Below are 21,410 nucleotides of genomic sequence, written 5' to 3'. Positions count from 1 at the left end.
CGGTCTCGACGGCGGGTGGCCGACGTCCTCGTCGGCTCGCAGCACCCAGCCTAGCGCCGCGCCGTCACGCGCCGAGACGCCGCCTGACCGCGCGTGCCTCGCTGTCGACGAAGCCCCCGATGACCTCGGCGATCTGCCCCTCGAGCGAGCGTCCGACGAGCGGGATGGAGCACTTGAGGTCGCCCTCGACGACGAGGCTGCAGCCCTCTCCCTCGGGCGTGAGGGAGAGGGTGCCGTCCATCGTCACGGGGGCGCCCTTGACCCGCACGACGACCGTGCCCCGCCGGGCGCCGTCGGACGCGGCGTCGCTCTCCCAACGACGGTCGTCGGTGACGGTGAGGGAGTCGCCGAGGAACTTCTTCGCCGGGCCGGGCGCACCGTCGGTGGGCAGGTTGAGCACGATGCTCACGACGTCGGCGTCGGAGCCGCGGGTGACCTCGGCGCGGGGGTCGGTCCCGGTCCGGGCGACCCGCTCGCGCTGGAAGCCCTCGTCCATCAGCAGGTCGTAGACCTGCTCGCAAGGGGCGTCGAAGCTGTAGGCACGGTGGAAGCGCATGGCCTCACGGTAGCCATCTCGAGACCTCCTCGGCGCGGTGGGCCAGGGCTGCTCGGCGGCGCTCGAGCAGGACCGCGCTGCGCTGCAGCCGTCGGCCCAGCCGCTCGGCCGTCTCGGCACGCTCGGCGTCCGCGCTGCCGTCGGCCTCGCCGGAGATGCCCCACCCGGGCAGCACCTGCCCGTCCTGCACGACGAGCCCGTGCGAGCGGGCCTCGTCGCTCGCGCGGCGCAGGTCGTGCTGCGCCTCGCCGAGCGCTGCGGCGAAGTCGTCGAGCGCGTCGGCGAGCTCTCTCATCCGCGCGGCCGCACCGCGGCTGGTCGCTGTCACGGCGTCGACCCGGCGACGGTGCCCGACGGCCACGCGACCGATCCACCCCGCAGCAGCAGCCGCGTGGGCTGCGTCGGTCTCGTCGGCGCGGACCTCGAGGTCGCCGGCCCGCCGTCGCAGCGACGCGACGAGGGCCGAGACCGACGCGGCGTCACCCAGCAGCGCGGCGCTCATCGGGCCTCGCGGGCGTGGTCCTCGGCGGGTCGCGGCGCGCTGGAGGGAGCGCGGCGCGCCTCGCCCCGGGTGCCGGTGCTGCCGAGGACGTAGGCCAGCTCGGCGCACTCGGCGTCGACCCCGCGCAGCGCGCTCACGAGGGCGTCGACCGCGTCGTCGACGACCCGCTGGGTGCCGTGGTCACCCACCATGACGAGGCTGTCGAGGAGCTCGTCGCCGGCGGCCCGCGCGAGCCGCCCGAGGCCGCCGACCTCGGTGGCGAGCTCGGTCAGACGCTGCGGCTCGGGGTGTCCTGGCATGGTGCCGTCAGCGTATCCGGGACGCCGTCGGTGGCGGCCGGGTCGCCCACAGGGCCGCCGGTCAGCCCGCCTCGGCCACGAGCTGGTCGAGCTCGGTGACGTCGTACCAGAGGAGGTCGTCGTAGCCCTCGCCGAGCGCGGTGCCGGTGCTCTCCTCGACGTGGAAGGACACGACGTCGGACAGGGCGACCGGGGCCTCGACGGCGACGGTCCACGCGTCCTGATCGCGCACGGACGCGACGTCCGCGGCGACGACGACGCGGCGCTCCCCCGTCGTCCGGCGGCGGTCCGAGGCGCTGTCGAGCGCCTGGCAGGTCGCCTCGAACTCGAGGTCCTCCTCGTCCTCGCCGGGATGGTCCGCGCGGTCGCCCGCCGTCACGGCGTGCGCGGTGCGGCGGGCGGAGAGCGGCACCTCGCCGGAGGTCTGCACGGCGGCGAGGTCGGACATGACCAGCGGCAGGTAGACGCGCACGCTCACGACCGACCCCCGCCCCGCGGGCTCTCCCGCAGCTCGGCGAGGGCCTCGTCGACCGCCTGGGCGAGCACGTCGAGGTCGGGCATCGCGAGACGGTCGGCGTTGAGCCCGAAGTAGACCGACCCGTCGTAGGAGGTCAGCCCCACGGCGAGCGCCTGCCCGCGCGAGAGCGGCATGACGGGGTAGGTCGCGAGCAGCCGCGCTCCCCCGGCGTACAGGGGCTGCTGGGGGCCGGGCACGTTGGTCACGACGAGGTTGAAGAGGCGCCGGGTCATCGCCGCTCCGGTCCGCGCGCCGAGCGAGTGCAGGGTGGGCGGCGCGAATCCGCCGAGCGAGGACAGCGAGGCGGCGTCGACCGCCTGCGTGGTCTCCATCTGCTGGCGCATCGAGAAGGCGATCTGGTGCAGGCGCATCGACGGGCTGGCCTCGCCGACGGGCAGGTCGACGAAGCACGCGGTGAGGCGCGAGCCGGAGCGGTGGTCGCCGGACTCGTCGTAGACGCTCACCGGGACCATCACGCGGATGACGGCGGTCGAGCCCAGGTGCTCGCCGCGGTTCTGCATCCACGTGCGCAGCGCACCGGTGATCGTCGCGAGGACGACGTCGTTGATCGTCACGTCCTCGACGTAGCGCCCACGGGTCAGGCTGGTCCGGATGCGGCGGTAGTCCGCGAGGTCCGTGCGCACCATGACCCACCGACGGGTGCCCGACACGGTGACGTCGAGCGGCGACTGCGGGGCCGGGCGCGTGCCGACCTGGGCGAGGGTCGAGACGAGCCCGCCGGCCAGGCCGAGAGCGCGCCGCCCGGTCTCGGAGACGTCGCGCAGACCCCCACGGACGTTGTCGGCGACCTGGCTGGGTCGGCGCACCGAGTCCATGACGGCGTCGGCGACGAGGCGAAGGGGGCTGGGAGACCCCGTGGGGCGGCGGGTCTCCTCGTCCGGGTGGACCCCGTCGGGGTCGAGGAGGAGGTGCCCGACGTCGACGGCGTTGATGCCGTCGACGAGCGACTGGTGCGCCTTGCTGACGATCGCGAAGCGGCCGTCGGTCAGCCCCTCGACGAAGTAGAGCTCCCACAGCGGACGGCTGCGGTCGAGCGGGCGCGAGGTGATCCGCGCGACGAACTCCTCGAGCTGCTCGTCGTCACCCGGACGCGGGAGCGCGGAGCGGCGCACGTGGTACGTGAGGTCGAAGTCCTCGTCGTCGACCCAGACGGGGTTCGCGAGCCGCGCGGGCACGCTCTGGACGCGCTGGCGGTAGCGCGGCGAGCTCGCGATGCGCTCGGCGATGAGTTCGACGAGGCTGTCGTAGTCGAAGCCGTCACGTGGGGGCTCGAAGATCATCACCGACCCGACGTGCATCGGCAGCGTGGCGTCCTCGAGGTAGAGGAACGACGAGTCGAGGGCGGACAGTCGTTGGCTCACCGGGTCATCGTCGCACGGGGCCTGCCTGCTCACCTGCTCCTCGTGCGGGCCCGCCGCAGCCCACGCCGCTCGTGGCGCTCGGCCCGCGGCACCTCGACGTCGAGGAGGTCGGCGGCCAGCGCCCGCAGGGCCAGACGGACCGGGCTGCTCGGGGCGCTCTCGGCGAGGGTCGCACCCGCGAGCATCGCCGCGTCCGTCGCCGCGGGGTCGTCCGGGACGAAGACGAGCCCGGTCAGGCCGGCGAAGCGCTCGAGCGACTCGGAGATCCGTCGCTGCGGGTCGGGCCCGACCGCGGCGGCGCGGACCCTGTTGACGACGGTGCGTGGCTGCGGGCTCGGCACCGACGCCAACGACTGCACCGCCCGGACGAGCCGTTGCAGGCCGACGGGGTCACCCGCACCGACGACGAGGAGGTCGTCGGCGACCGCGAGCGCGGTGAGGGTCGTCGCGTTGCGACGCGGCGCCGCCGTGTCGTAGGAGAGCTCCTCGTCCTCCTCGACGCAGAAGCCGAGGTCAAGGACGACGAGCGGGGCGAGCCCCCGCGCCAGCTCGAGGACCTGCTCGACCGCCGAGGCACGCAGCTCGGGCCATCGCTGCGGGCTGACGACGCCGGAGACGACCCGAAGCCCCGGGGCGACCTCCGGGGCGAGGCGCGCGAGCGAGACGAGGTCGAGGGTGCCCAGCTCGGACGCCCGGGCCGCCGCCGCGATGCCCGGCGACTCGTCGAGCATCGACAGCGCCTGGGCGACCGAGGCACCGTACGTGTCGAGGTCGAGCAGCACGGTCGGCACCCCGAGCGCCGCCGCCTCGCTGGCCACCCCGACCGCCACGGTGGTGCGGCCGGGCGCACCGGTCGGGCCCCAGACCGCGACCACCCGGCCGCGGACCGGCTCGGCGTCGGTCACGTCGTCGTCGTCGCCCGCCCCGCCGGGCCCTCGCGCGTCGATCTGCGTCTCGTCGGCGCGTCGGGCCGTGCTGCGGGCTGCCGTGCCCAGGCGCTCGCGCAGCTCGTCGCGGTCGAGACCCGGGTGGACGACGGTCTCGACGCCGAGCTGGCGCAGGACGCGCTCCGAGGGCTCGTCACCCTCCGCCGACGCCCCGACGACGGCCACGCCGTCGCCCGACATCCGGGCGACGGCGTCGCGTCCGACGCCCCTGAGGTCGGCCGAGACGATGGCGACGTCGCCGTGCCCGGCGGCGACGGCGGCGAGCAGGTCCGCCAGGTCCGGGCACCGGCGTGCCACCCGGACCCCGGGGACCTCGTCGATCGCGGTGACCAGCTGGCTCTCCCAGCCGTGGCCGACCGCGACGAGGACGTCGATCACTCCGCGACCTCGGCGAGGGTGCCGCCGTTGGCCACGACGCGAAGGGGTGGGTCGGCGTCGGTGTCCGCGGAGAGCACCCGCTCGACCTCGTCCTCGGGGATGAGCAGCTCGACGGACGAGTCCGCGCTGCTGCCGCCGATGACGGTGCCGCCCTGCGTCGGCACGCGGTGCACCGTTACCGGGCTGAGCAGCTCGGTGTACTCGGGTCGCCTGCCAGCCTGCTTGTCCTGCGAGCTGAGGGGAGCGGCGGCGTAGATCGCGACGCGCGACCCCTTCGCCAGGCCGCTGAGATCGGTCGCGGGGACGTGGACGACGGTCGGGAAGACGGTGAGGTCGCCGCGGTCGATGAGGGCGGAGCGGGGCACGAGCTCGCCCTGGCGCAGCTCGCGGTCGATGGTCGCGCCCTGGGGGAACTCACGCCCGGTCTGCAGGTACTTGCCCGCCTGGTCACCGAGCGAGACGTCGACGCGCACGAGGTCGCTCTCGCGCACGGGGTCGCCCGGGGTCATGTCCGAGGCCGCGGCCCACACCCCGACCCGCTCGTCGGCCGCGCCGATCGCCAGGGCCCCGACGACGACCGAGGCGAGGACGAGCACGACGCCGACGAGCAGACGGCTGTCCTTCCAGCTCGGCGCGGAGAGTCGGCGGGCGGTCGGTGCGGGCAGATCGGCGCTCACGGTGCTCCCCTGGCTCTCGTCGGTGACGGGCGGGTGTCCTCGGCGACGCCCGCAGGCTGCGTGCCCCACTATGGTCCAGGTCGGGGCCCCGCGGCACGCGGTCTCCACAGGCTCCGGCGCACCCCGCGCGAGCAGTGGCAGACTGACGGCTCCCGTCCTGCCCGTCGTGCGAGAGACCATGGCCAAGAGATTCGTCCCGCTGAGCGAGGTCGCCGAGACCCTCGACATCTCCGCTGCCCAGGCGTACGCCCTCGTGCGCAGCGGAGAGCTGCCGGCGATCAAGGTCGGCGGGCGCGGCCAGTGGCGCGTCGAGCTCACCGAGCTCGACGCCTACATCGAGCGGATGTACTCGCAGACGAAGGCCTTCGTCGACTCCCAGCGCGACGGCTGACCCCGCCTCGCCCAGGGGCTGAGCCGCCTCACCCCGCGTCGGCGACGGCCGCGAGGGCCGCCAGCGGCAGGACCCGCACCGAGCGCACGTCGCCCGCCCGCCGCGGCACGTCCACGGGGTGCTCGCCGACGTCGACGACGTCGGCCCCGACCCCGTCGATCGTGCCGGTCGTCAGCCCTCCCCCGACGTCGTGCACGTGCACGACCCGGCGGTCCCGGCTCACCCCTCGCAGCGCGTAGCCCAGGGTCAGCCGCCGTGCGCTCGCCGTGCTGCGCGGCCGCCGGGCCAGCCCGGACAGGGAGACGACGGCGCCGGCGACGACGAGCGTCGGGCGCGAGCGCGCCTCGAGCACGAACCACCCCGACCCCACGTCGACGAGCACCCCCTCGAGCCGCCGCCCGCCGAGAAGGTGCGCTCCGACGACGGCTCCCGTCGACCCCACGAGCCGGTCGGTGAGCGTCACCTTCGAGCGCTCGACGCGGGTGCGCTCGGCGACCTCGCTGTCGAGCTCGAGACGCTCCTGGGCGGCGAGCTGCGACTCGAGGTCGTCGAAGAGACGGTCCCAGCGCATGGGCGACATCCTGCCCGCGCGCCGGCTCCCCCGCCGGGCGCGCGCTCAGCGGCGTGGGCCGCGCGGCGTGATGACCGCTCGGCGACCACCCTGTTGCTCGATGTCTTTTGATGTTGTTTGCTGTCGTTTGACGGCGTTAGATGATCGCCGCAGACCGGCAGCCCGACGACGCAGGGGTGAGGACGATGAGCACGACGACCGGCCGAGGAGCGATCTCGGGCTTCTTCGTCACCGCCACGGCGGCGACGCTCGCACTCGCCGCCGCCTGCCGGACGGCGCTCGCGCAGCTCGAGCGCTCCGACCCCGGCTCGGTCCTGCTCGCCCTGTGCGCCGTCGCGGCCTGCGCGGGTGCCGGATGGCTCTGCGCGCTGAGCGGGCTCCACCTCGCCGCCACGCTGCCGGGCCGGCTCGGGCGTCTCGTAGCGCGCCTGGCCGACCGGGTCACCCCCGCCGTCCTGCGCCAGGGTCTCGCCCTCGTCGTCACGACGAGCAGCGTCGCCGTGGTCCTGCCCGGTGCGAGCGTGTCCGCGAGAGCCGCGACGACCGGCACGCCCGGTCGTGGCGGCGAGGACCCCGCAGGCCCACCCTCGGTCTCCGCTCCCGACCCGGGGTGGCGCACCACCGTGCCCACCTCGGTCCCCGACGCCTCGTGGCGGGCGACGGCGGTGCCGCACGAGAGGTCGGCCGCTCGCCCCGCCGTCGCGCCGTCGGCGGGCTGGACCCCCCACCGCCCGCGGCCGGTGCAGCAGCCCTCGCTCGAGGTCATCGGTGGTCGAGCGGCCCCGGCGGACGAGCCGGGCGTGAGCCATGTCGTGCGCCGCGGCGACTGCCTGTGGGACGTCGTCGAGCGCCACCTCGGGTCCCGCGCGACCCCGGCGGAGGTCGTCGCGGCCCTGCCGCACTGGTACGAGACCAACCGGTCCGTCATCGGCGACGACCCCGACCTCGTGCTGCCGGGCATCGTCCTGCACGCACCCGACCCGCTGCCCGCCGCGGGGCGGACCGCGCGATGAGCACGCCCATCCACATCGTCCCCGCGCCCTCGGCGCGGCCGGTCGGCGTCCCGCTCCCCACCCGCGACGAGGCGGACCGGCGCGACCCGCGCACCCCCTACGTCCAGGACGCGCTGGCCGTCGACTTCCGGATGGCCAGCGACGAGGCCGTCTTCGGCATCCAGCCGACCCCGGCCGACGAGCTCCCCGACGCCCAGGCCTGGGCGGCCCACGTGGGCCAGGCCGTCGTCGAGGTCATGCACGGAGCACGGCCGCCGGCGCAGGTGCTGCGGTGGACCTCCCCCGAGGTCTACACCGTCGTCGCCCGGCGTGGCGCCCTCGCCGCCCGACGGGCGGGTCACCCCCTTCGTCAGGGCGAAGGGGTGGTCCGCCGCGTCCGGGTCCGCACCGCGCGGGTCTGCCACCCGCGCGACGACGTCGCCGAGGCCAGCCTCGTCGTGCACGACGGCGGGCGGCTGCGCGCCATGGCGATACGGCTGGAGGGCCGTGACGGACGCTGGGTCGTCACGGCCCTCCAGGTGGCCTGAGGGCGGGGGCTCACAGCCCGTCGCGCTTGGTCGTCACCGCTTCTTGCGCTGCTTCTTCGCGGCGGCGCGACGCTCCGAGCGCGAGCTGCCGGCGGTGACGGTCTCGTCGTCGTCGCGCTCCTCGACGCTGCCGTCCTCGGACGGGGCCGAGTAGTGCAGGTTGCGCGCGCTCGGCTCGTCCTCGAGCCCCTTCGCCCGGATCGCCGGACGCTCGTGGGCGACGTCGCCCTCGCCCTCGCCCGAGCCGGAGCCGGAGCCGATGAGGTCGGAGACGCTCATCGGGGCGGCGCCGACGCTCGTGCGCTGGTCGACCTCGACCTCGGCGTTGAAGAGGTAGCCGACACTCTCCTCCTTGATCGCCTCGTTCATCGCCTCGAAGAGCTGGAAGCCCTCGCGCTGGTACTCGACGAGCGGGTCGCGCTGGGCCATCGCCCGCAGGCCGATGCCCTCCTTGAGGTAGTCCATCTCGTAGAGGTGCTCGCGCCACTTGCGGTCGAGGACCGACAGCACGACGCGTCGCTCGAGCTCGCGCGCCACCGGCGGGGTGAGCTCGGCCTCGCGGCGGTCGTACGCCTCGTGGATGTCGGTGACGACCTCCTCGCGCAGGTTCGTCGCCGTGAGCTTGGTGAGGCCGCCGGCCCGCTCGAGCAGGTCCTCCTTGGTGAAGGAGATCGGGTAGACCGCGCCGAGCGCCGTGAGCAGTCGGTCGAGGTCCCAGTCCTCGGCGAAGCCCGCCGAGGTCTCCGCGTCGACGTAGCCGCCGGCGACGTCGGTCATGAAGTGACGGACCTGCTCCTCGAGGTCCTCGCCCTTGAGCACCCGGCGCCGCTCGTCGTAGACGACGGTGCGCTGGCGGTTGAGGACGTCGTCGTACTTGAGGACGTTCTTGCGGGTCTCGAAGTTCTGCCCCTCGAGCTGGCTCTGCGCCGACTCGATCGAGCGCGAGAGCAGCTTGCCCTCGATGGGGGTGTCGTCGTCGATCTTCGCCGTCGCCATGACGCGGTCGACGAAGCCGGCGTTGAAGAGCCGCATGAGGCTGTCCTGCAGCGAGAGGTAGAAGCGGGACTCGCCCGGGTCGCCCTGACGGCCGGAGCGACCGCGCAGCTGGTTGTCGATGCGGCGCGACTCGTGCCGCTCGGTGCCCAGGACGTACAGGCCACCGAGCTCGGTGACCTCCTCGTGCTCGGACTCGACGGCCTTCTCGGCGGCGGCGAGCGCGTCGTCCCACGCCGCCTCGTACTCCTCCGGGGTCTCCTCGGGGTCCAAGCCGCGCTTCTTCAGCTCGGCGACCGCGCGGAACTCCGGGTTGCCGCCGAGCATGATGTCGGTGCCTCGACCGGCCATGTTCGTCGCGACGGTGACGGCGCCCTTGCGCCCCGCGTCGGCGACGATCGCGGCCTCGCGCTCGTGGTGCTTGGCGTTGAGGACCTCGTGCTTCACGCCGCGCTTGGTCAGCTCTGCGGAGAGGTACTCGCTCTTCTCGACGCTCGTCGTGCCGACGAGGACCGGCTGGCCCTCCTCGTACTTGTCGGCGATGTCGTCGACGACCGCGCGGAACTTCGCCTCCTCCGTGCGGTAGACGAGGTCGGCCTGGTCCTTGCGGACCATCGGGCGGTTCGTGCGGATCGGCACGACACCGAGCTGGTAGATCGAGTGCAGCTCGGCGGCCTCGGTCTGGGCGGTGCCCGTCATGCCGGAGAGCTTGTCGTAGAGCCGGAAGTAGTTCTGCAGGGTGATCGTCGCCAGGGTCTGGTTCTCGTTCTTGATCTCCACACCCTCCTTGGCCTCGATCGCCTGGTGCATGCCCTCGTTGTAGCGACGCCCCTTGAGGATGCGACCGGTGTGCTCGTCGACGATGAGGACCTCGCCGTCGATGACGACGTAGTCCTTGTCGCGCTTGAAGAGCTCCTTGGCCTTGATCGCGTTGTTGAGGTACCCGATGAGGGGGGTGTTGACGCTCTCGTAGAGGTTGTCGATGCCGAGGGCGTCCTCGATCTTCTCGATGCCCGGCTCGAGCACGCCGATCGTGCGCTTCTTCTCGTCGACCTCGTAGTCGCCGGTCGCCGCGATGCCCTTGAGGGTGTCGGCGGCGGTGCCGCGCTCGAGCTTCGTGACGAGCTTGGCGAACTCGACGTACCACTTCGTCGGCTGGTCGGCCGGCCCCGAGATGATGAGCGGCGTGCGCGCCTCGTCGATGAGGATCGAGTCGACCTCGTCGACGATGCAGAAGTTGTGGCCGCGCTGCACGAGGTCGTCGACCTTGTTGGCCATGTTGTCGCGCAGGTAGTCGAAGCCGAACTCGTTGTTCGTGCCGTAGGTGATGTCCTTCGCGTACTCCGCGCGGCGCTCCTCCGGCGTCATGTGCGACAGGATGCAGCCGGTCTCGAGCCCCAGGGCGCGGTGGACGCGGCCCATGAGGTCCGCCTGGTACTGCGCGAGGTAGTCGTTGACGGTGATGACGTGCACGCCCTTGCCCTCGAGCGCGTTGAGATAGCTCGGCAGGGTGGCGACGAGGGTCTTGCCCTCACCGGTCTTCATCTCCGCGACGTTGCCCAGGTGGAGCGCGGCGCCACCCATGACCTGCACGTCGAAGTGGCGCTTGCCGATGGTGCGGCGGGACGCCTCGCGCACGGCCGCGAAGGCCTCGGGGAGGATGTCGTCCAGCGTCTCGCCGTCGGCGAGGCGAGCGCGGAACTTCTCCGTCTCACCTCGCAGCTCGGCGTCGCTCATCGCCTCGAAGTCCTCCTCGACGGCGGCGACCTGCGCGGCGATGCCCTCCAGCCGCTTGACGACCCGGCCCTCACCGGCACGCAGCAGCTTCTCGACGATCTTCACGGGTATGTCTCTCCTGACGACGACATCCGACCCGCGGCGAGACCCTGCAGCCTCGGGGGTCGTGGACTGTGGGTCAGGTTAGTCCCTCGCCACAGCAGCGCCCAACGAAGAGGGTCGCGCGGCGGTTCCCCCTTCGCCCGCAGGGCAATTGACTTGCCCCCCACGGGGACGGGCGGCGAGGGTGACGCCATGACGAGCAGCTACCCGCAGTGCGTGCCGGTCCTCGACGACGGGCGCGTCCGGCTGCGCGCGATGACGCCGGCCGACCTGCCGGCCGTCGTCGAGCAGAGCACCGACCCCGAGACCCTGCGGTGGACCACCGTGCCGAGCCCGTACGGCCCGGACGACGCCGCCGACTTCCTCGAGCACATCGGCTCGCAGTGGGAGGACGAAGGGGGTGTGCGCATCTTCGTCGTCGAGCTCACCGGGGTCGACGGCGAGGAGGGAGCCCCCTTCGCCGGGCTGCTCGACCTGCGCCCCGGCCCCTCGCTGCAGCACCCGTGGGAGGTCGGCTTCGCCACCCACCCGGCGGTGCGCGGCCGCGGCGTGATGACGGCCGCGATGCGTCTCGGGGCGGCATGGGCCTTCGAGCAGGGCGCGCCGAGCCTGTACTGGTACGCCAACGTCGGCAACTGGGGCTCGCGGCGCGTCGCGTGGCGGGTCGGCATGACCGACCACGGCACGCTCCCCCAGCGCGTCCCCGGCCGCGACGGGGCGGTGATGGACGCGTGGTGCGCCTCGCTGCTCCCCGGGCAGGAGATGAGCCCGCGCACCCCGTGGATCACCCCGCCGGTGCTCACCGACGGCTCAGTCCGGCTGCGCCCGTGGCGGGACGACGACCGGGCGAGCGTCGAGGAGCCGGACCACCCGAGCCACCACGTGCCGGCCCGCGCCCTGCCGACGGCGCAGACGTGGGACGCGTGGCTCGACCGCCGCCGGCACGCCATGGCGAGCGGGTCGGGGGTCAACTGGTGCGTCGCCGACGCGCAGAGCGACGTCGCCCTCGGCGAGGTGCTCGTCTTCGTGCACGGCGGCACTCTCGTCGACGGCGACACGGCCGAGCTCGGCTACTTCCTCTACCCCCGGGCCCGAGGTCGCGGAGTGGCCAAGGCCGCCGCCGCCCTCGCCGCGGAGCACGCCCTGACCCCGCGCGAGTCCGGCGGGCTCGGTCTGCGCCGGCTCGTCGCGCAGACCGCCGCCGACAACGCGGCGAGCAACGCCGTCCTCTCCTTCGCCGGGTTCTCCCGCTGGGGCCACGAGGCGGCCGCCACCGCCCCCGACGGGTCGGTGGGACCGGCCGACCACTGGGAGCGGGTCCGCCCCTAGGCCCCGCCGGCGACCGCGCCGAGCTCGAGCCAGCGCGCCATGAGGTCGAGCTCGGCGTCGAGCTCCGCACGGTCCTGCACTCCCCCGCGCCCGCTCTCCCAGCCGACCCGGTGCACCCGCAGGACGCCCGCGGCGCGGTCGGCCTTGAGGTCGACCCGCCCGACGAGGGCGTCGCCGAGCAGGAAGGGCAGCACGTAGTAGCCGTGCACCCGCTTCGGAGCCGGGGTGTAGATCTCGAGGCGGTAGTGGAAGTCGAAGAGCGCCTCGAGCCGGGGGCGGTGCCAGACGGCGGAGTCGAAGGGGGACAGCAGCGCCCGCCCGGAGACCGACCGGGGGCGACGCGCGGCGGCGTGGAGGTAGGCCGGGGCCGACCAGCCCTCGACCCGTACCTCCTCGACCTCTCCGGCAGCGACGAGCCGCTCCAGAGCCGGCACCGCGTGCTCGCGCCGGATGCGGAAGTAGTCGGCGATGCTCGCGACGTCGGCGACACCGAGGGCACGCGTCGAGATCCGTACGAGCTCGTCGTACGCGTCCTGCGGGCCGAGCCGCCGCGCGGGGTCGAGCCAGCGGGCGGCGTCCGCCGGCGGCACGACGCGGGACAGCCCGGCGTACCGCCGCTCGAACTGGCGGGTGCGGCCGGCGCTGGAGATCCGTCCGGTCCAGAAGAGGTGCTCGAGCGCGTTCTTCACCAGCGACCAGTTCCACCCCCAGCCACCCTCGGCGCGGGGCGCGTCGTGCTCGAGCGCGGCCTCGATCTCACGGGCGGTGCGGGGACGGCCGGCCTCGACCTCGGCGAGGACCGCGCCCACGAGATCGGGGTGCTCCTGGGCGACCCTGCGCATGCCGCCCCACGAGTCCTCCTCGCCGCGACGCATCCGCGGGTGCTCCATGAGCGGCCACGTGCTCGGCGGCAGCAGGCTCGCCTCGTGCGCCCAGTACTCGACCATCCGGCGGGACGCCCGGTCGCGCATGCGGTCGAGCAGCCCCGTGTCGTAGGGGCCGAGCCGGGAGAAGAAGGGCAGGTAGTGGCTGCGGGTGAGGACGTTGACGCTGTCGATCTGGACCAGGCCCACGGTGTCGAGCACCCGACCGAGGTCGCGCACGGTCACCGGCCGCTGCGGTCGCGGTGCCGCCAGCCCCTGCGCGGCGAGGGCGACGCGGCGGGCGGCGGGCAGGCCGAGGCGGCGGGGCCCGGGGACGGCGCTCACGCGCGCCGGGCGTCGCCGGGGCGCTCGGCCGTCACGCCGTGACGAAGGGCGTACGTCGCCGCCTCGACCCGCGAGGTGAGGACGAGCTTGTCGAGGATGTTGCGCACGTGGTTCTTCACGGTGTTCTCCGCGATGAAGAGCTCCTGGGCGATGTCGCGGTTGCGCCTGCCCAGGGCCAGCAGGGCGAGGACCTCGCGCTCCCGGGCGGTCAGCTCGCGCTGCTGCACCGGCTCGCGGACCGGCTCGCCGTGGCTGACCATCGTCAGCTTCATCGAGTCGTACGCAGCGAGCAACAGCGGACCGAGGTCCTCGGCCGCCACCGGCTCGCCCGCGTGCACGGCGCACACCGCGGCGAGGAGCTCCTCACCGGTGCACTCGCGCAGCAGGTAGCCCGCCGCGGGCGGGACCCCTTCGCCGAAGACGTGCTCGTCGGTCACCGAGACGAGGACGAGCACCCGGGCCGAGGGGCAGGCGTGCTGCAGCCGCGAGAGCAGGTCCGCCAGGAGCATGCCGACGACGTTGCTGTCGACGACGACGACGTGGGGCTCGAGCTCGGGGGCGACGGCCAGGGCCTCGGCCCCCGTTGCGGCGTCGACGACCTGCTCGAAGGCGTCCGCTCCGCCGAGCGCGGCGCGCAGGCCCAGGCGGTACAGGGGGTACCTGCACACGAGGAGCACCCGGATCGGCTCGGCCATGCAGGACATCATGCAGGAGCGGGGACGCGCCGACCGGCGTCGTCCCCGCCCCTTGTGCGTACGGCCTCTCGCTTGCGCTAGCCGCGGGCCCCCTGGCCGGCGGTGGCCGGCTCGGGCTCGGGCGCGCCGTCGGCGGCGGCCTCGAGGTGCAGGACGCCGTAGGACCAGCCGCGACGGCGGTAGACCACGCTCGGCCGGTCGGTCTCGCTGTCGTGGAAGAGGTAGAAGTCGTGGCCGACGAGCTCCATCTCGCGCAGCGCGGCCTCAAGGGTCATCGGGGCGCTGACGTGGACCTTCTCGCGGACCTCGATGGGGCTGTTGCCGACCGCGCCGAAGAGGTCGGGCCCGTCGTCGGTCGTGCTGTCCCCGTCGAGCACGGGCTCGGGGGCCTGCAGCCCGGCCGTCGCCTCCGCCACGGAGACCGGGGCCTTGCGCCCGCGGTGCACCTTGCGGCGGTCGTGCGCGCGACGCAGCCGCTCCATGAGCTTGTCGGTCGCGAGGTCGACGGCTGCCTGCCGGTCGTCATGACACGCCTCGGCTCTGATCACCGGACCCTTCGAGCGACAGGTGATCTCGACGCGCTCCGAGGTCTTGGACTGCCGGGGGTTGGTCTCGTGGCTCACGAGCACCTCCACCCTCTGCATCCGTGGCTCGAGCTGGGTCACCTTGTCGAGCTTCTCGGCGACGTACTCGCGCAGTCGGTCGGAAACGTTGACGTGCCGTCCGGTGACGACGATCTCCATCGGTCCTCCTTGGGACGAGGGGGTACGTGGTGGTGGCGTGCTAGGCCTGACGCGCTGGGTCCCACCCCCTTCGCCGCCGCCGCCGACCGCTGGTCGGGGCAGACGCAGAGAACCCCCGTGGTCCGCGGTCGCCGCGTGCCTGGGGGTCCATGACGACACGTTAGACCCCAACGGGTGCACTCGCCAGGGCGGGTCCCTCCCTGTCTGAGCGCAACGGGGTCGCGAGGGCGCAGGCGGCGACGACACGGGCCGCCCCGGCTCGCCGCAGGACCCGCGTCGCCTCGGCCAGGGTGCTGCCGGAGGTGACGACGTCGTCGACGAGCACGCACGTCGCGCCGACGAGCAGGCCTGTGCCGCAAGGGCTCACGTGCATCGCCCCGTCGAGGTTGGCCCGGCGCCCGGCTCCGCCGAGGGTCGCCTGGTCACGGACCCCGCGGCGCAGCCGGAGCAGGTCGACGACGCGCGCCTCCTCGGGTCGCAGGCCGGCGACCGCACGTCGTGCGAGCGCCCGGACCGGTCGGTCGCCGCGGGCGCGAGCGGTGCCCGGCGCGCTCGGGGCCGGCACGACGAGGAGACCCCCGAGGGCCGCGGCACGGGCGGTCGCCGGGTCGGCGCGCAGCACCGCGTCGAGCGCACGGGCCAGCGGCAGGGCGAGGACCGGCGCGAGGTCACGCCGGTCACCGTCCTTGTAGGCGCGCACGAGGGCCGCGGCCACCCCTTCGTAGGCCCCGCCGGCCCAGCACGGCGGCCACCCCGGTGGCATCGGCCGGGGCACGACGACGCGCGGGCGCGGCGAGAGGGCGGCGGCGCACGACGCGCACAGCGGGGCACCGGTGTCCCCGCAGCCCGGGCACGCGGCGGGCAGGACGAGGTCGAGGGCCGCGGCGAGGAGGTCTCTCACCCCGCCAGCCTCGTGCGGCGCTCCCCCGCCGCGGGCGCGGACGACGGCGGTGTGGACGACGGCTCGGCGCAGCGAGGTCCTGTGGACGGACCCGTGGTGGGGAGGTACCGCGGTCAGGGGATGCTGCGGGTCAGGACGACGGGACGACGACGGTGCCGGTGACGCCGAGCGCGCTCCAGCTCGCCCCGACCCGGCTGTACGTGCGACCCGACGAGGTCGTCACGTAGAGCTCGCGCTCGCCACCGGTCGTCGCGATCGAGCGGGCCGAGGTCACCGCGGCGAGGGCCTCGATCTGGCCCCCGACCTCGACGAGGAGCGGGCGCACGGCCTTGTCCGTCGACCGGCGTCCGAGGACGCCCAGGGTCGTCGGGGTGATCCACGTGAGGTCTCTCGCCTGCTCGACCGACGCCGCGACCTGCAGCGACTGGGTCGCCGTCGACGTCGGCAGGCCGTTGGGCTGGCGGGCGATGCCGCTCACCTGGATCTGCACGTCGCCACCCCCGTCGTCGGTCGAGATCGCGGCGAGGCAGGTGCTGTCCGGGCTCACCGAGATCGCGATCGGCCGGCGGCCGGTGAGCCACGGCGCCGGCACCTCCGCCGGCTCGGCGTCGGGCTCGGAGGGGTCGACGGCGGTGTTGATGACCCACAGCCGCGAGGAGTCGAGCTCGCCGCGCCCGGCGACCCACAGCACCCCCGACGCGTCGTAGACCGGGCGGGTCATGTGCGTGGCGAACTGCTCGACGGGCACCGAGGTCTTGTCGTCGAACCAGCGCACGAGCTCCAGGCCGGAGCCACGGACCGCGGCGATCTCCTTGCCGTCGAGGCTCACCGCGAGTCGGGCCCAGCGGGTCGGCACGTCCGAGAAGGGGCTCTCGCGGGCAGCGACGTCGGTGTCCGTGGCCGCGCCCACCTGCCGCAGCGGCACGGGCACGGCCCGCTCGTCCTCGCGCACGATCGCGTACTGGCCGTCCGGCGAGCCCACCTCGACGAAGCCGAACTGCGCCGGGCTCGTGAGCGGCGGCTCGATGCCGGGCAGGTCGAGGGTGGAGCCGGCGACGCTCAGGGCCACCTGGGTGACGGCCGGCAGCTGCATGAGCGAGGCGACGAGCTGGGCGGCGAAGTTCTTGCGCACCGTCGGGTCGCTCGACAGGTCGGTCTTGAGGTCGACCTGGGCGACGCCGTCGATGACCGGCACCGCGTCGACGGTGAGGCGCGCGTCGGCGTCGGTCTGGACCGCCCCGGCCAGGTAGCTCGGCACGTCGCCGAGCTGGGCCCGCACGAGACGGGTCGCCTCCTGGTCGCTGGGGATCCAGCGCAGGTCGGGCACGAGCCTGTTCCACCCGATCGCCGCGTAGTGCACGCGGTAGCGCCGGTACATCTGGTCGACGCGCGAGGAGGGCAGCAGCCGCCCGAAGTCCTGCTGGACCTTCGAGATCCGCCACTCCCCCTCGACCCGGCTCACCCCGAAGCGCACGATCGCCCCGTCGCTGGCCTTGGCGAGCGAGTAGCGCCCGTCGGCGTCGATGCGCGCGGCGACACGGGTCTGCACATGCATCGTGCCGTCGCCCTCGGAGCGGATCTGCGGCAGGTCCTGGGCCTGCACGATGGTCTGCGCGTCGTCGGGGTTCCACGCGCTCGACGCCTCGGGCGTGAGATAGCTGCGCGCCACCGACAGCCCGCTGCCGGTCGACGCGCCGGCGAGCAGGAAGCCCTGGACGAGCTCGGCCGGGGTCATCCCCGGGCGCGGCGGCTCGGGCTGGTACTGGATCTCCTCGCGGTCCTGGGCCGCGTCGACCTCGAGCCCCGGGCGCACGGTGTCGTCGACCGACAGACCGCACGCGCTGAGCGCCCCGACGCCGCCCGCTCCGAGCGCGAGGCGCAGGACGGCCCGGCGCGGCAGGCCCGGCCGCTCGACGGGGGTCACGAGGTCCCCCCTTCGCTCCTCGCCAGACGCGGCGAGGGGTCCGCCGCCATCTCCGTGGGCGTGAGCGGGAGGGCGGCCGTCTGGATGCGCGACTCCGGGGTCTTGGGCAGGGTGAGACGGAAACGCGAGCCCTGGCCCGGCTCGCCCCACGCCTGGAGCCAGCCGTGGTGGAGGCGGGCGTCCTCGAGCGAGATCGCCAGCCCGAGCCCGGTGCCGCCCGTCGTGCGGGCGCGAGCCGGGTCGGCCCGCCAGAAGCGGTTGAAGACGAGCGAGGCCTCGCCGGCGCGCAGGCCGACGCCGTGGTCCTCGACGACGACGCTCACCGAGTCGTCGTTCTCGCCGACGTGCACCGTCACCGGGCGGCCCTCGCCGTGCTCGACGGCGTTGACGACGAGGTTGCGCAGGATCCGCTCGATGCGACGGCTGTCGACCTCGGCGATGGCGGTCGTGCCGGTCCGTACGACGCCCACGTCGGACCCGCGCACGCGGGCGATCGGCTCGGCCGAGGCGATGGCGCGGTCGACGACGGCGTAGATGTCGGTGGGCTCGAGCTCGAGCACGGCGGCGCCGGCGTCGTGGCGGCTGATCTCGAGCAGGTCGGCGAGCAGCGCCTCGAAGCGCTCGAGCTCGGTGACGAGCAGCTCGGCCGAGCGGGCCGCGACGGGGTCGAGCTCGTCCTTGCTCGACATGAGGACGTCGGCCGCCATGGTGATCGTCGTCAGCGGGGTGCGCAGCTCGTGCGAGACGTCGGAGACGAAACGCTGCTGGACGCGCGAGAGCCCCTCGAGCTGACGGATCTGGGCCTGGAGGCTGTCGGCCATGTCGTTGAAGGAGCGGCCGAGCTGGGCGAGGTCGTCGTGGCCGCGTGCGCTCATCCGCTCGTTGAGGTGGCCCGAGGACAGGCGCTCGGAGACCGCGGCCGCGCGGCGCACCGGCGAGACGACCTGTCGGGTGACGACGAAGGCGACGGCCGAGACGAGCAGGACGAGCGAGAGCGCGCCGAGGACGAAGGAGCGGGTGATCGTCGCGAGCGTGCGCTCCTCCTGCTCCATCGGGTAGACGAGGTAGACGTCGTAGGCACCGGCGGTCGGCACGGTGATCTGCGAGCCGACGACGACGGCGGGGATGGTCTCCTCGCTCGACAGCCCCGTGAGCGCGCCCGCGCTCTGCCCCTCGCGGCGCAGGTCGATCGTCGTCGTCTGCTGGCGCTCCGGGTCAGCGGCGACGGCCTGGCGCAGCTCGGGCGGGATGTCGTTGAGGTCGACGCCGCTGCCCTTGATGAAGCGGGTCTCCAGCGCCGGGCCGGGCTCGTCGTTGTTCTGCGAGCGGGCGAAGACGAAGTAGCGCGAGCGGTCGTCGGCCGGCGGGGCGAGGGTGGAGTTGACGATGTCGTTGACCGCCTGCGACAGCTTCGCGGGGGTCTCCGTCTGGTCGGTCTGGTCGAGCGTCTCCTGCGCGTCGCCGGCGAGCTGACGGGCCTGGGCCTGCGAGGCGCTCACCCGGTCGGCGATGAGCCCCTCGGCGATGGAGCGGTACATCGCCGCGCTGATGAGCGAGACGGTGATGATGCCGAGGACGACGGTCGTCGTCACGACGCGCAGCTGGAGGCTGCGCCGCCACAGGGCGACGATCCGGCGGACCGCTCGGACCGGCAGCGCCGGACGGCTCGGCGGCTCGGGGAGGAGACCCCCGGCCATGGTCAGGCCGGGCCCGCCTTGTAGCCGACGCCCCGGACGGTGACGACGATCTGCGGGTTCTCGGGGTCCTGCTCGATCTTGCTGCGCAGGCGCTGCACGTGGACGTTGACCAGACGGGTGTCACCGGCGTGCCGGTAGCCCCACACCTGCTCGAGGAGGACCTCGCGGGAGAAGACCTGCCACGGCTTGCGGGCGAGGGCGACGAGGAGGTCGAACTCGAGCGGGGTGAGCGAGAGCGGGGTGTCGCCGCGGCGCACGGAGTGACCGGCGACGTCGATGACGAGGTCGGCGATCTGCAGGCGCTCGGGCTCGGGCTCGTCGCCGCGGCGCAGACGGGCGCGCAGCCGGGCGATGAGCTCCTGGGGCTTGAAGGGCTTGACGACGTAGTCGTCGGCACCGGACTCGAGACCGACGACGACGTCGACGGTGTCGGTGCGCGCGGTGAGCATGACGATCGGGACGCCGGACTCCTGACGGATGCGGCGGCAGATCTCGATGCCGTCCATCCCGGGGAGCATGACGTCGAGCAGCACGAGATCGGGACGCACGTCGCGGAAGACCTCGACAGCCCTCGCCCCGTCGGCGACGTGGCTGACCTCGAGACCTTCCTTCTGGAGCACGATGCCGAGCATCTCGGCGAGCGCCTGGTCGTCGTCGACGACGAGGACACGTCCCTTCACGTCTGTCCCTCCTACGGGTCCCTGCTACCTGTACGGGTCGGCCCCATGGTCGCACAACGGCGGGCCCGGGACTCCCAGGCCCGCCGTCGGCGGAGGCGTCGAAGGGGGACCCGGCGGGGTCCCCCTTCGCGCTCAGTAGCGGTAGTGCTCGGGCTTGTACGGGCCCGCGACGTCCACGCCGATGTACTCGGCCTGGGCCTTGGTCAGCTCGGTGAGCTCGGCGCCGATGGCGTCGAGGTGCAGCCGCGCGACCTTCTCGTCGAGGTGCTTGGGCAGCACGTAGACCTGCTTGTCGTACTCCCCCGGCTTCGTGAAGAGCTCGATCTGCGCGATCGTCTGGTTCGCGAAGGAGTTGCTCATGACGAAGCTCGGGTGGCCCGTCGCGTTGCCGAGGTTGAACAGGCGCCCCTCGGACAGGACGATGATCGAGCTGCCGCTCTCGAAGGTCCACTCGTGGACCTGCGCCTTGATCTCGGTCTTGACGACGCCGGGGACCTTCGCCAGGCCGGCGATATCGATCTCGTTGTCGAAGTGGCCGATGTTGGCGACGATCGCCTTGTTCTTCATCTTCTGCATGTGCTCGGCAGTGATGATGTCGAAGTTGCCGGTCGTCGTGATGTAGATGTCGGCGGTCTCGAGGAGGTCCTCGAGACGGGCGACCTGGTAGCCCTCCATCGCGGCCTGCAGCGCGCAGATGGGGTCGACCTCGGTGACGATGACGCGGGCGCCCTGGCCGCGCAGCGCCTCGGCGCAGCCCTTGCCGACGTCGCCGTAGCCGCAGACGACCGCGACCTTGCCGGCGATGAGCACGTCGGTGGCGCGGTTGAGGCCGTCGATGACGGAGTGGCGGCAGCCGTACTTGTTGTCGAACTTCGACTTCGTGACGGAGTCGTTGACGTTGATCGCCGGGAAGAGCAGCTCGCCCGCGCGGGCCAGCTCGTAGAGCCGGTGCACGCCGGTCGTCGTCTCCTCGGTGACGCCCTGGATCTCACCGGCGACGGTGGTCCACTTCTGGGCGTCCTGCTCGAGGGTGCGGCGCACGAGCGCCTTGAAGACGGAGAACTCCTCGGAGTCGTCCTCGGTCGTCGGGGGCACCTGACCGGCGGCCTCCCACTCGCGACCCTTGTGGACGAGCATCGTGGCGTCGCCGCCGTCGTCGAGGATCATGTTCGCGCCCTCGCCGGGCCAGGTGAGGATCTGCTCGGTGCAGTCCCAGTACTCCTCGAGGGTCTCGCCCTTCCAGGCGAAGACCGGCACGCCCTGGGGGTCGTCGGCCGTGCCGTGCGGGCCGACGACGACGGCCGCGGCGGCCTCGTCCTGGGTGGAGTAGATGTTGCACGAGGCCCAGCGGACCTCGGCGCCGAGCGCGGTGAGCGTCTCGATGAGCACGGCGGTCTGCACGGTCATGTGCAGCGAGCCGGCGATGCGCGCGCCCGTGAGGGGCTGGCTGTCGCCGTACTCCTCGCGCAGGCTCATCAGGCCGGGCATCTCGTGCTCGGCGAGACGGATCTGGTGGCGGCCGGCCTCGGCGAGGCCCAGGTCGGCGACCTTGTAGTCGAAGGACACGGGTGTGCTCCTTGGGTGTCGGGTACACGGACCCGGCGCGCCCCTCTGGGCTCCACGGGTCATCACCCACGCCGG

Annotated in this window: 21 protein-coding genes; 4 read left to right on the top strand and 17 right to left on the bottom strand. The window is 73.5% G+C overall.

From position 1 onward, the window contains the following. Positions 1-64: 64 nt before the first annotated feature. The 7 genes from ABIB53_RS07600 to ABIB53_RS07570 all read right to left on the bottom strand — a co-directional run bounded on the left by ABIB53_RS07600 (position 65) and on the right by ABIB53_RS07570 (position 5,258). Positions 65-556: a DUF2505 domain-containing protein gene (locus tag ABIB53_RS07600; RefSeq protein ID WP_354587728.1), complete on the bottom strand. Its 492-nt coding sequence runs from the start codon at positions 554-556 to the stop codon at positions 65-67. 4 nt (positions 557-560) lie between these two features. Further along, a complete protein-coding gene (locus ABIB53_RS07595; protein WP_354587727.1) occupies positions 561-1,058 on the bottom strand; it encodes a hypothetical protein in 498 nt (165 codons plus the stop codon). Further along, positions 1,055-1,357, bottom strand: a complete 303-nt coding sequence (locus tag ABIB53_RS07590) for a hypothetical protein (RefSeq protein ID WP_354587726.1) — start codon at positions 1,355-1,357, stop codon at positions 1,055-1,057. The genes ABIB53_RS07595 and ABIB53_RS07590 overlap by 4 nt, the downstream gene beginning before the upstream one ends. 61 nt (positions 1,358-1,418) lie before the next feature. Continuing rightward, positions 1,419-1,835: a DUF6912 family protein gene (locus tag ABIB53_RS07585; RefSeq protein WP_201465993.1), complete on the bottom strand. Its 417-nt coding sequence runs from the start codon at positions 1,833-1,835 to the stop codon at positions 1,419-1,421. Continuing rightward, positions 1,832-3,256, bottom strand: coding sequence for a WS/DGAT/MGAT family O-acyltransferase (locus ABIB53_RS07580; protein ID WP_354587725.1), 1,425 nt, complete (start codon positions 3,254-3,256; stop codon positions 1,832-1,834). Before ABIB53_RS07580 ends, ABIB53_RS07585 begins: the two co-directional genes overlap by 4 nt. Before the next feature lie 29 nt (positions 3,257-3,285). Then, the gene (locus ABIB53_RS07575) at positions 3,286-4,581 is read right to left on the bottom strand and encodes a CpaE/TadZ family protein (protein ID WP_354587723.1); all 1,296 of its coding nucleotides are present in this window, start codon (positions 4,579-4,581) and stop codon (positions 3,286-3,288) included. Then, positions 4,578-5,258 (bottom strand): hypothetical protein, encoded by a 681-nt coding sequence (locus tag ABIB53_RS07570; RefSeq protein WP_123091089.1) that lies wholly within the window; start codon positions 5,256-5,258, stop codon positions 4,578-4,580. The genes ABIB53_RS07575 and ABIB53_RS07570 overlap by 4 nt, the downstream gene beginning before the upstream one ends. A 178-nt stretch (positions 5,259-5,436) precedes the next feature. Between ABIB53_RS07570 and ABIB53_RS07565 the strand changes: the two genes are divergently transcribed. After that, positions 5,437-5,649: a helix-turn-helix domain-containing protein gene (locus tag ABIB53_RS07565; RefSeq protein ID WP_068273548.1), complete on the top strand. Its 213-nt coding sequence runs from the start codon at positions 5,437-5,439 to the stop codon at positions 5,647-5,649. A 28-nt stretch (positions 5,650-5,677) separates the two neighbouring features. Here ABIB53_RS07565 and ABIB53_RS07560 read toward each other — a convergent pair whose 3' ends face one another. Next, positions 5,678-6,220 (bottom strand): hypothetical protein, encoded by a 543-nt coding sequence (locus tag ABIB53_RS07560; protein ID WP_354587722.1) that lies wholly within the window; start codon positions 6,218-6,220, stop codon positions 5,678-5,680. Between the two features lie 185 nt (positions 6,221-6,405). Between ABIB53_RS07560 and ABIB53_RS07555 the strand changes: the two genes are divergently transcribed. Together ABIB53_RS07555 and ABIB53_RS07550 are read left to right on the top strand one after the other, a co-directional pair. Further along, complete coding sequence (locus ABIB53_RS07555; protein ID WP_354587721.1) at positions 6,406-7,233, top strand: LysM peptidoglycan-binding domain-containing protein; 828 nt, start codon at positions 6,406-6,408, stop codon at positions 7,231-7,233. Continuing rightward, positions 7,230-7,760 (top strand): Rv3235 family protein, encoded by a 531-nt coding sequence (locus ABIB53_RS07550; RefSeq protein ID WP_123091535.1) that lies wholly within the window; start codon positions 7,230-7,232, stop codon positions 7,758-7,760. Before ABIB53_RS07555 ends, ABIB53_RS07550 begins: the two co-directional genes overlap by 4 nt. 33 nt (positions 7,761-7,793) lie before the next feature. Here ABIB53_RS07550 and secA read toward each other — a convergent pair whose 3' ends face one another. Beyond that, complete coding sequence (secA, locus tag ABIB53_RS07545) at positions 7,794-10,595, bottom strand: preprotein translocase subunit SecA (RefSeq protein WP_191563019.1); 2,802 nt, start codon at positions 10,593-10,595, stop codon at positions 7,794-7,796. 189 nt (positions 10,596-10,784) lie between these two features. Here secA and ABIB53_RS07540 point away from each other — a divergent pair, with 189 nt between their 5' ends. Then, positions 10,785-11,921, top strand: a complete 1,137-nt coding sequence (locus ABIB53_RS07540; protein WP_354587720.1) for a GNAT family N-acetyltransferase — start codon at positions 10,785-10,787, stop codon at positions 11,919-11,921. Here the strand turns inward: ABIB53_RS07540 and ABIB53_RS07535 are convergent. The 8 genes from ABIB53_RS07535 to ahcY all read right to left on the bottom strand — a co-directional run bounded on the left by ABIB53_RS07535 (position 11,918) and on the right by ahcY (position 21,335). Beyond that, positions 11,918-13,129, bottom strand: coding sequence for a winged helix-turn-helix domain-containing protein (locus ABIB53_RS07535; protein ID WP_354587719.1), 1,212 nt, complete (start codon positions 13,127-13,129; stop codon positions 11,918-11,920). The two genes, ABIB53_RS07540 and ABIB53_RS07535, sit on opposite strands and share 4 nt — an antisense overlap. Beyond that, positions 13,126-13,824 carry a LuxR C-terminal-related transcriptional regulator gene (locus ABIB53_RS07530; RefSeq protein ID WP_354587718.1) on the bottom strand — a complete coding sequence of 233 codons (699 nt, stop codon included), beginning with the start codon at positions 13,822-13,824 and terminating at the stop codon, positions 13,126-13,128. Before ABIB53_RS07530 ends, ABIB53_RS07535 begins: the two co-directional genes overlap by 4 nt. Positions 13,825-13,901: 77 nt before the next feature. Continuing rightward, entirely contained in the window at positions 13,902-14,567 is a 666-nt protein-coding gene (gene hpf / locus ABIB53_RS07525; RefSeq protein WP_229300733.1) for a ribosome hibernation-promoting factor, HPF/YfiA family, read from the bottom strand. A gap of 160 nt (positions 14,568-14,727) precedes the next feature. Beyond that, positions 14,728-15,468, bottom strand: coding sequence for a ComF family protein (locus tag ABIB53_RS07520; RefSeq protein WP_354587717.1), 741 nt, complete (start codon positions 15,466-15,468; stop codon positions 14,728-14,730). Positions 15,469-15,598: 130 nt separating this feature from the next. Continuing rightward, positions 15,599-17,392 carry an LpqB family beta-propeller domain-containing protein gene (locus ABIB53_RS07515; RefSeq protein WP_354587716.1) on the bottom strand — a complete coding sequence of 598 codons (1,794 nt, stop codon included), beginning with the start codon at positions 17,390-17,392 and terminating at the stop codon, positions 15,599-15,601. Further along, positions 17,389-19,089 (bottom strand): MtrAB system histidine kinase MtrB, encoded by a 1,701-nt coding sequence (gene mtrB, locus ABIB53_RS07510; RefSeq protein ID WP_354587715.1) that lies wholly within the window; start codon positions 19,087-19,089, stop codon positions 17,389-17,391. The genes ABIB53_RS07515 and mtrB overlap by 4 nt, the downstream gene beginning before the upstream one ends. A 2-nt stretch (positions 19,090-19,091) precedes the next feature. After that, entirely contained in the window at positions 19,092-19,769 is a 678-nt protein-coding gene (gene mtrA / locus ABIB53_RS07505; RefSeq protein WP_354587714.1) for an MtrAB system response regulator MtrA, read from the bottom strand. Between the two features lie 132 nt (positions 19,770-19,901). Then, positions 19,902-21,335 carry an adenosylhomocysteinase gene (gene ahcY / locus ABIB53_RS07500; RefSeq protein ID WP_123091100.1) on the bottom strand — a complete coding sequence of 478 codons (1,434 nt, stop codon included), beginning with the start codon at positions 21,333-21,335 and terminating at the stop codon, positions 19,902-19,904. Between the last annotated feature and the right edge of the window lie 75 nt (positions 21,336-21,410).

This window comes from Janibacter sp. UYMM211, assembly GCF_040547045.1.
Lineage (GTDB): Bacteria > Actinomycetota > Actinomycetes > Actinomycetales > Dermatophilaceae > Marihabitans > Marihabitans melonis.
The sequence above is the reverse complement of the archived record's forward strand: the minus strand, read 5'-3'. Positions and strand labels throughout refer to the sequence as shown.

What these genes read in the sequence shown, in the direction of transcription:
- ABIB53_RS07600 (WP_354587728.1), bottom strand. Translation starts at nt 556, where the DNA reads ATGCGCTTCCACCGTGCCTACAGCTTCGACGCCCCTTGCGAGCAGGTC.
- ABIB53_RS07595 (WP_354587727.1), bottom strand. Translation starts at nt 1,058, where the DNA reads ATGAGCGCCGCGCTGCTGGGTGACGCCGCGTCGGTCTCGGCCCTCGTC.
- ABIB53_RS07590 (WP_354587726.1), bottom strand. Translation starts at nt 1,357, where the DNA reads ATGCCAGGACACCCCGAGCCGCAGCGTCTGACCGAGCTCGCCACCGAG.
- ABIB53_RS07565 (WP_068273548.1), top strand. Translation starts at nt 5,437, where the DNA reads ATGGCCAAGAGATTCGTCCCGCTGAGCGAGGTCGCCGAGACCCTCGAC.
- ABIB53_RS07560 (WP_354587722.1), bottom strand. Translation starts at nt 6,220, where the DNA reads ATGCGCTGGGACCGTCTCTTCGACGACCTCGAGTCGCAGCTCGCCGCC.
- ABIB53_RS07555 (WP_354587721.1), top strand. Translation starts at nt 6,406, where the DNA reads ATGAGCACGACGACCGGCCGAGGAGCGATCTCGGGCTTCTTCGTCACC.
- ABIB53_RS07550 (WP_123091535.1), top strand. Translation starts at nt 7,230, where the DNA reads ATGAGCACGCCCATCCACATCGTCCCCGCGCCCTCGGCGCGGCCGGTC.
- ABIB53_RS07540 (WP_354587720.1), top strand. Translation starts at nt 10,785, where the DNA reads ATGACGAGCAGCTACCCGCAGTGCGTGCCGGTCCTCGACGACGGGCGC.
- ABIB53_RS07530 (WP_354587718.1), bottom strand. Translation starts at nt 13,824, where the DNA reads ATGGCCGAGCCGATCCGGGTGCTCCTCGTGTGCAGGTACCCCCTGTAC.
- hpf (WP_229300733.1), bottom strand. Translation starts at nt 14,567, where the DNA reads ATGGAGATCGTCGTCACCGGACGGCACGTCAACGTTTCCGACCGACTG.
- mtrB (WP_354587715.1), bottom strand. Translation starts at nt 19,089, where the DNA reads ATGGCCGGGGGTCTCCTCCCCGAGCCGCCGAGCCGTCCGGCGCTGCCG.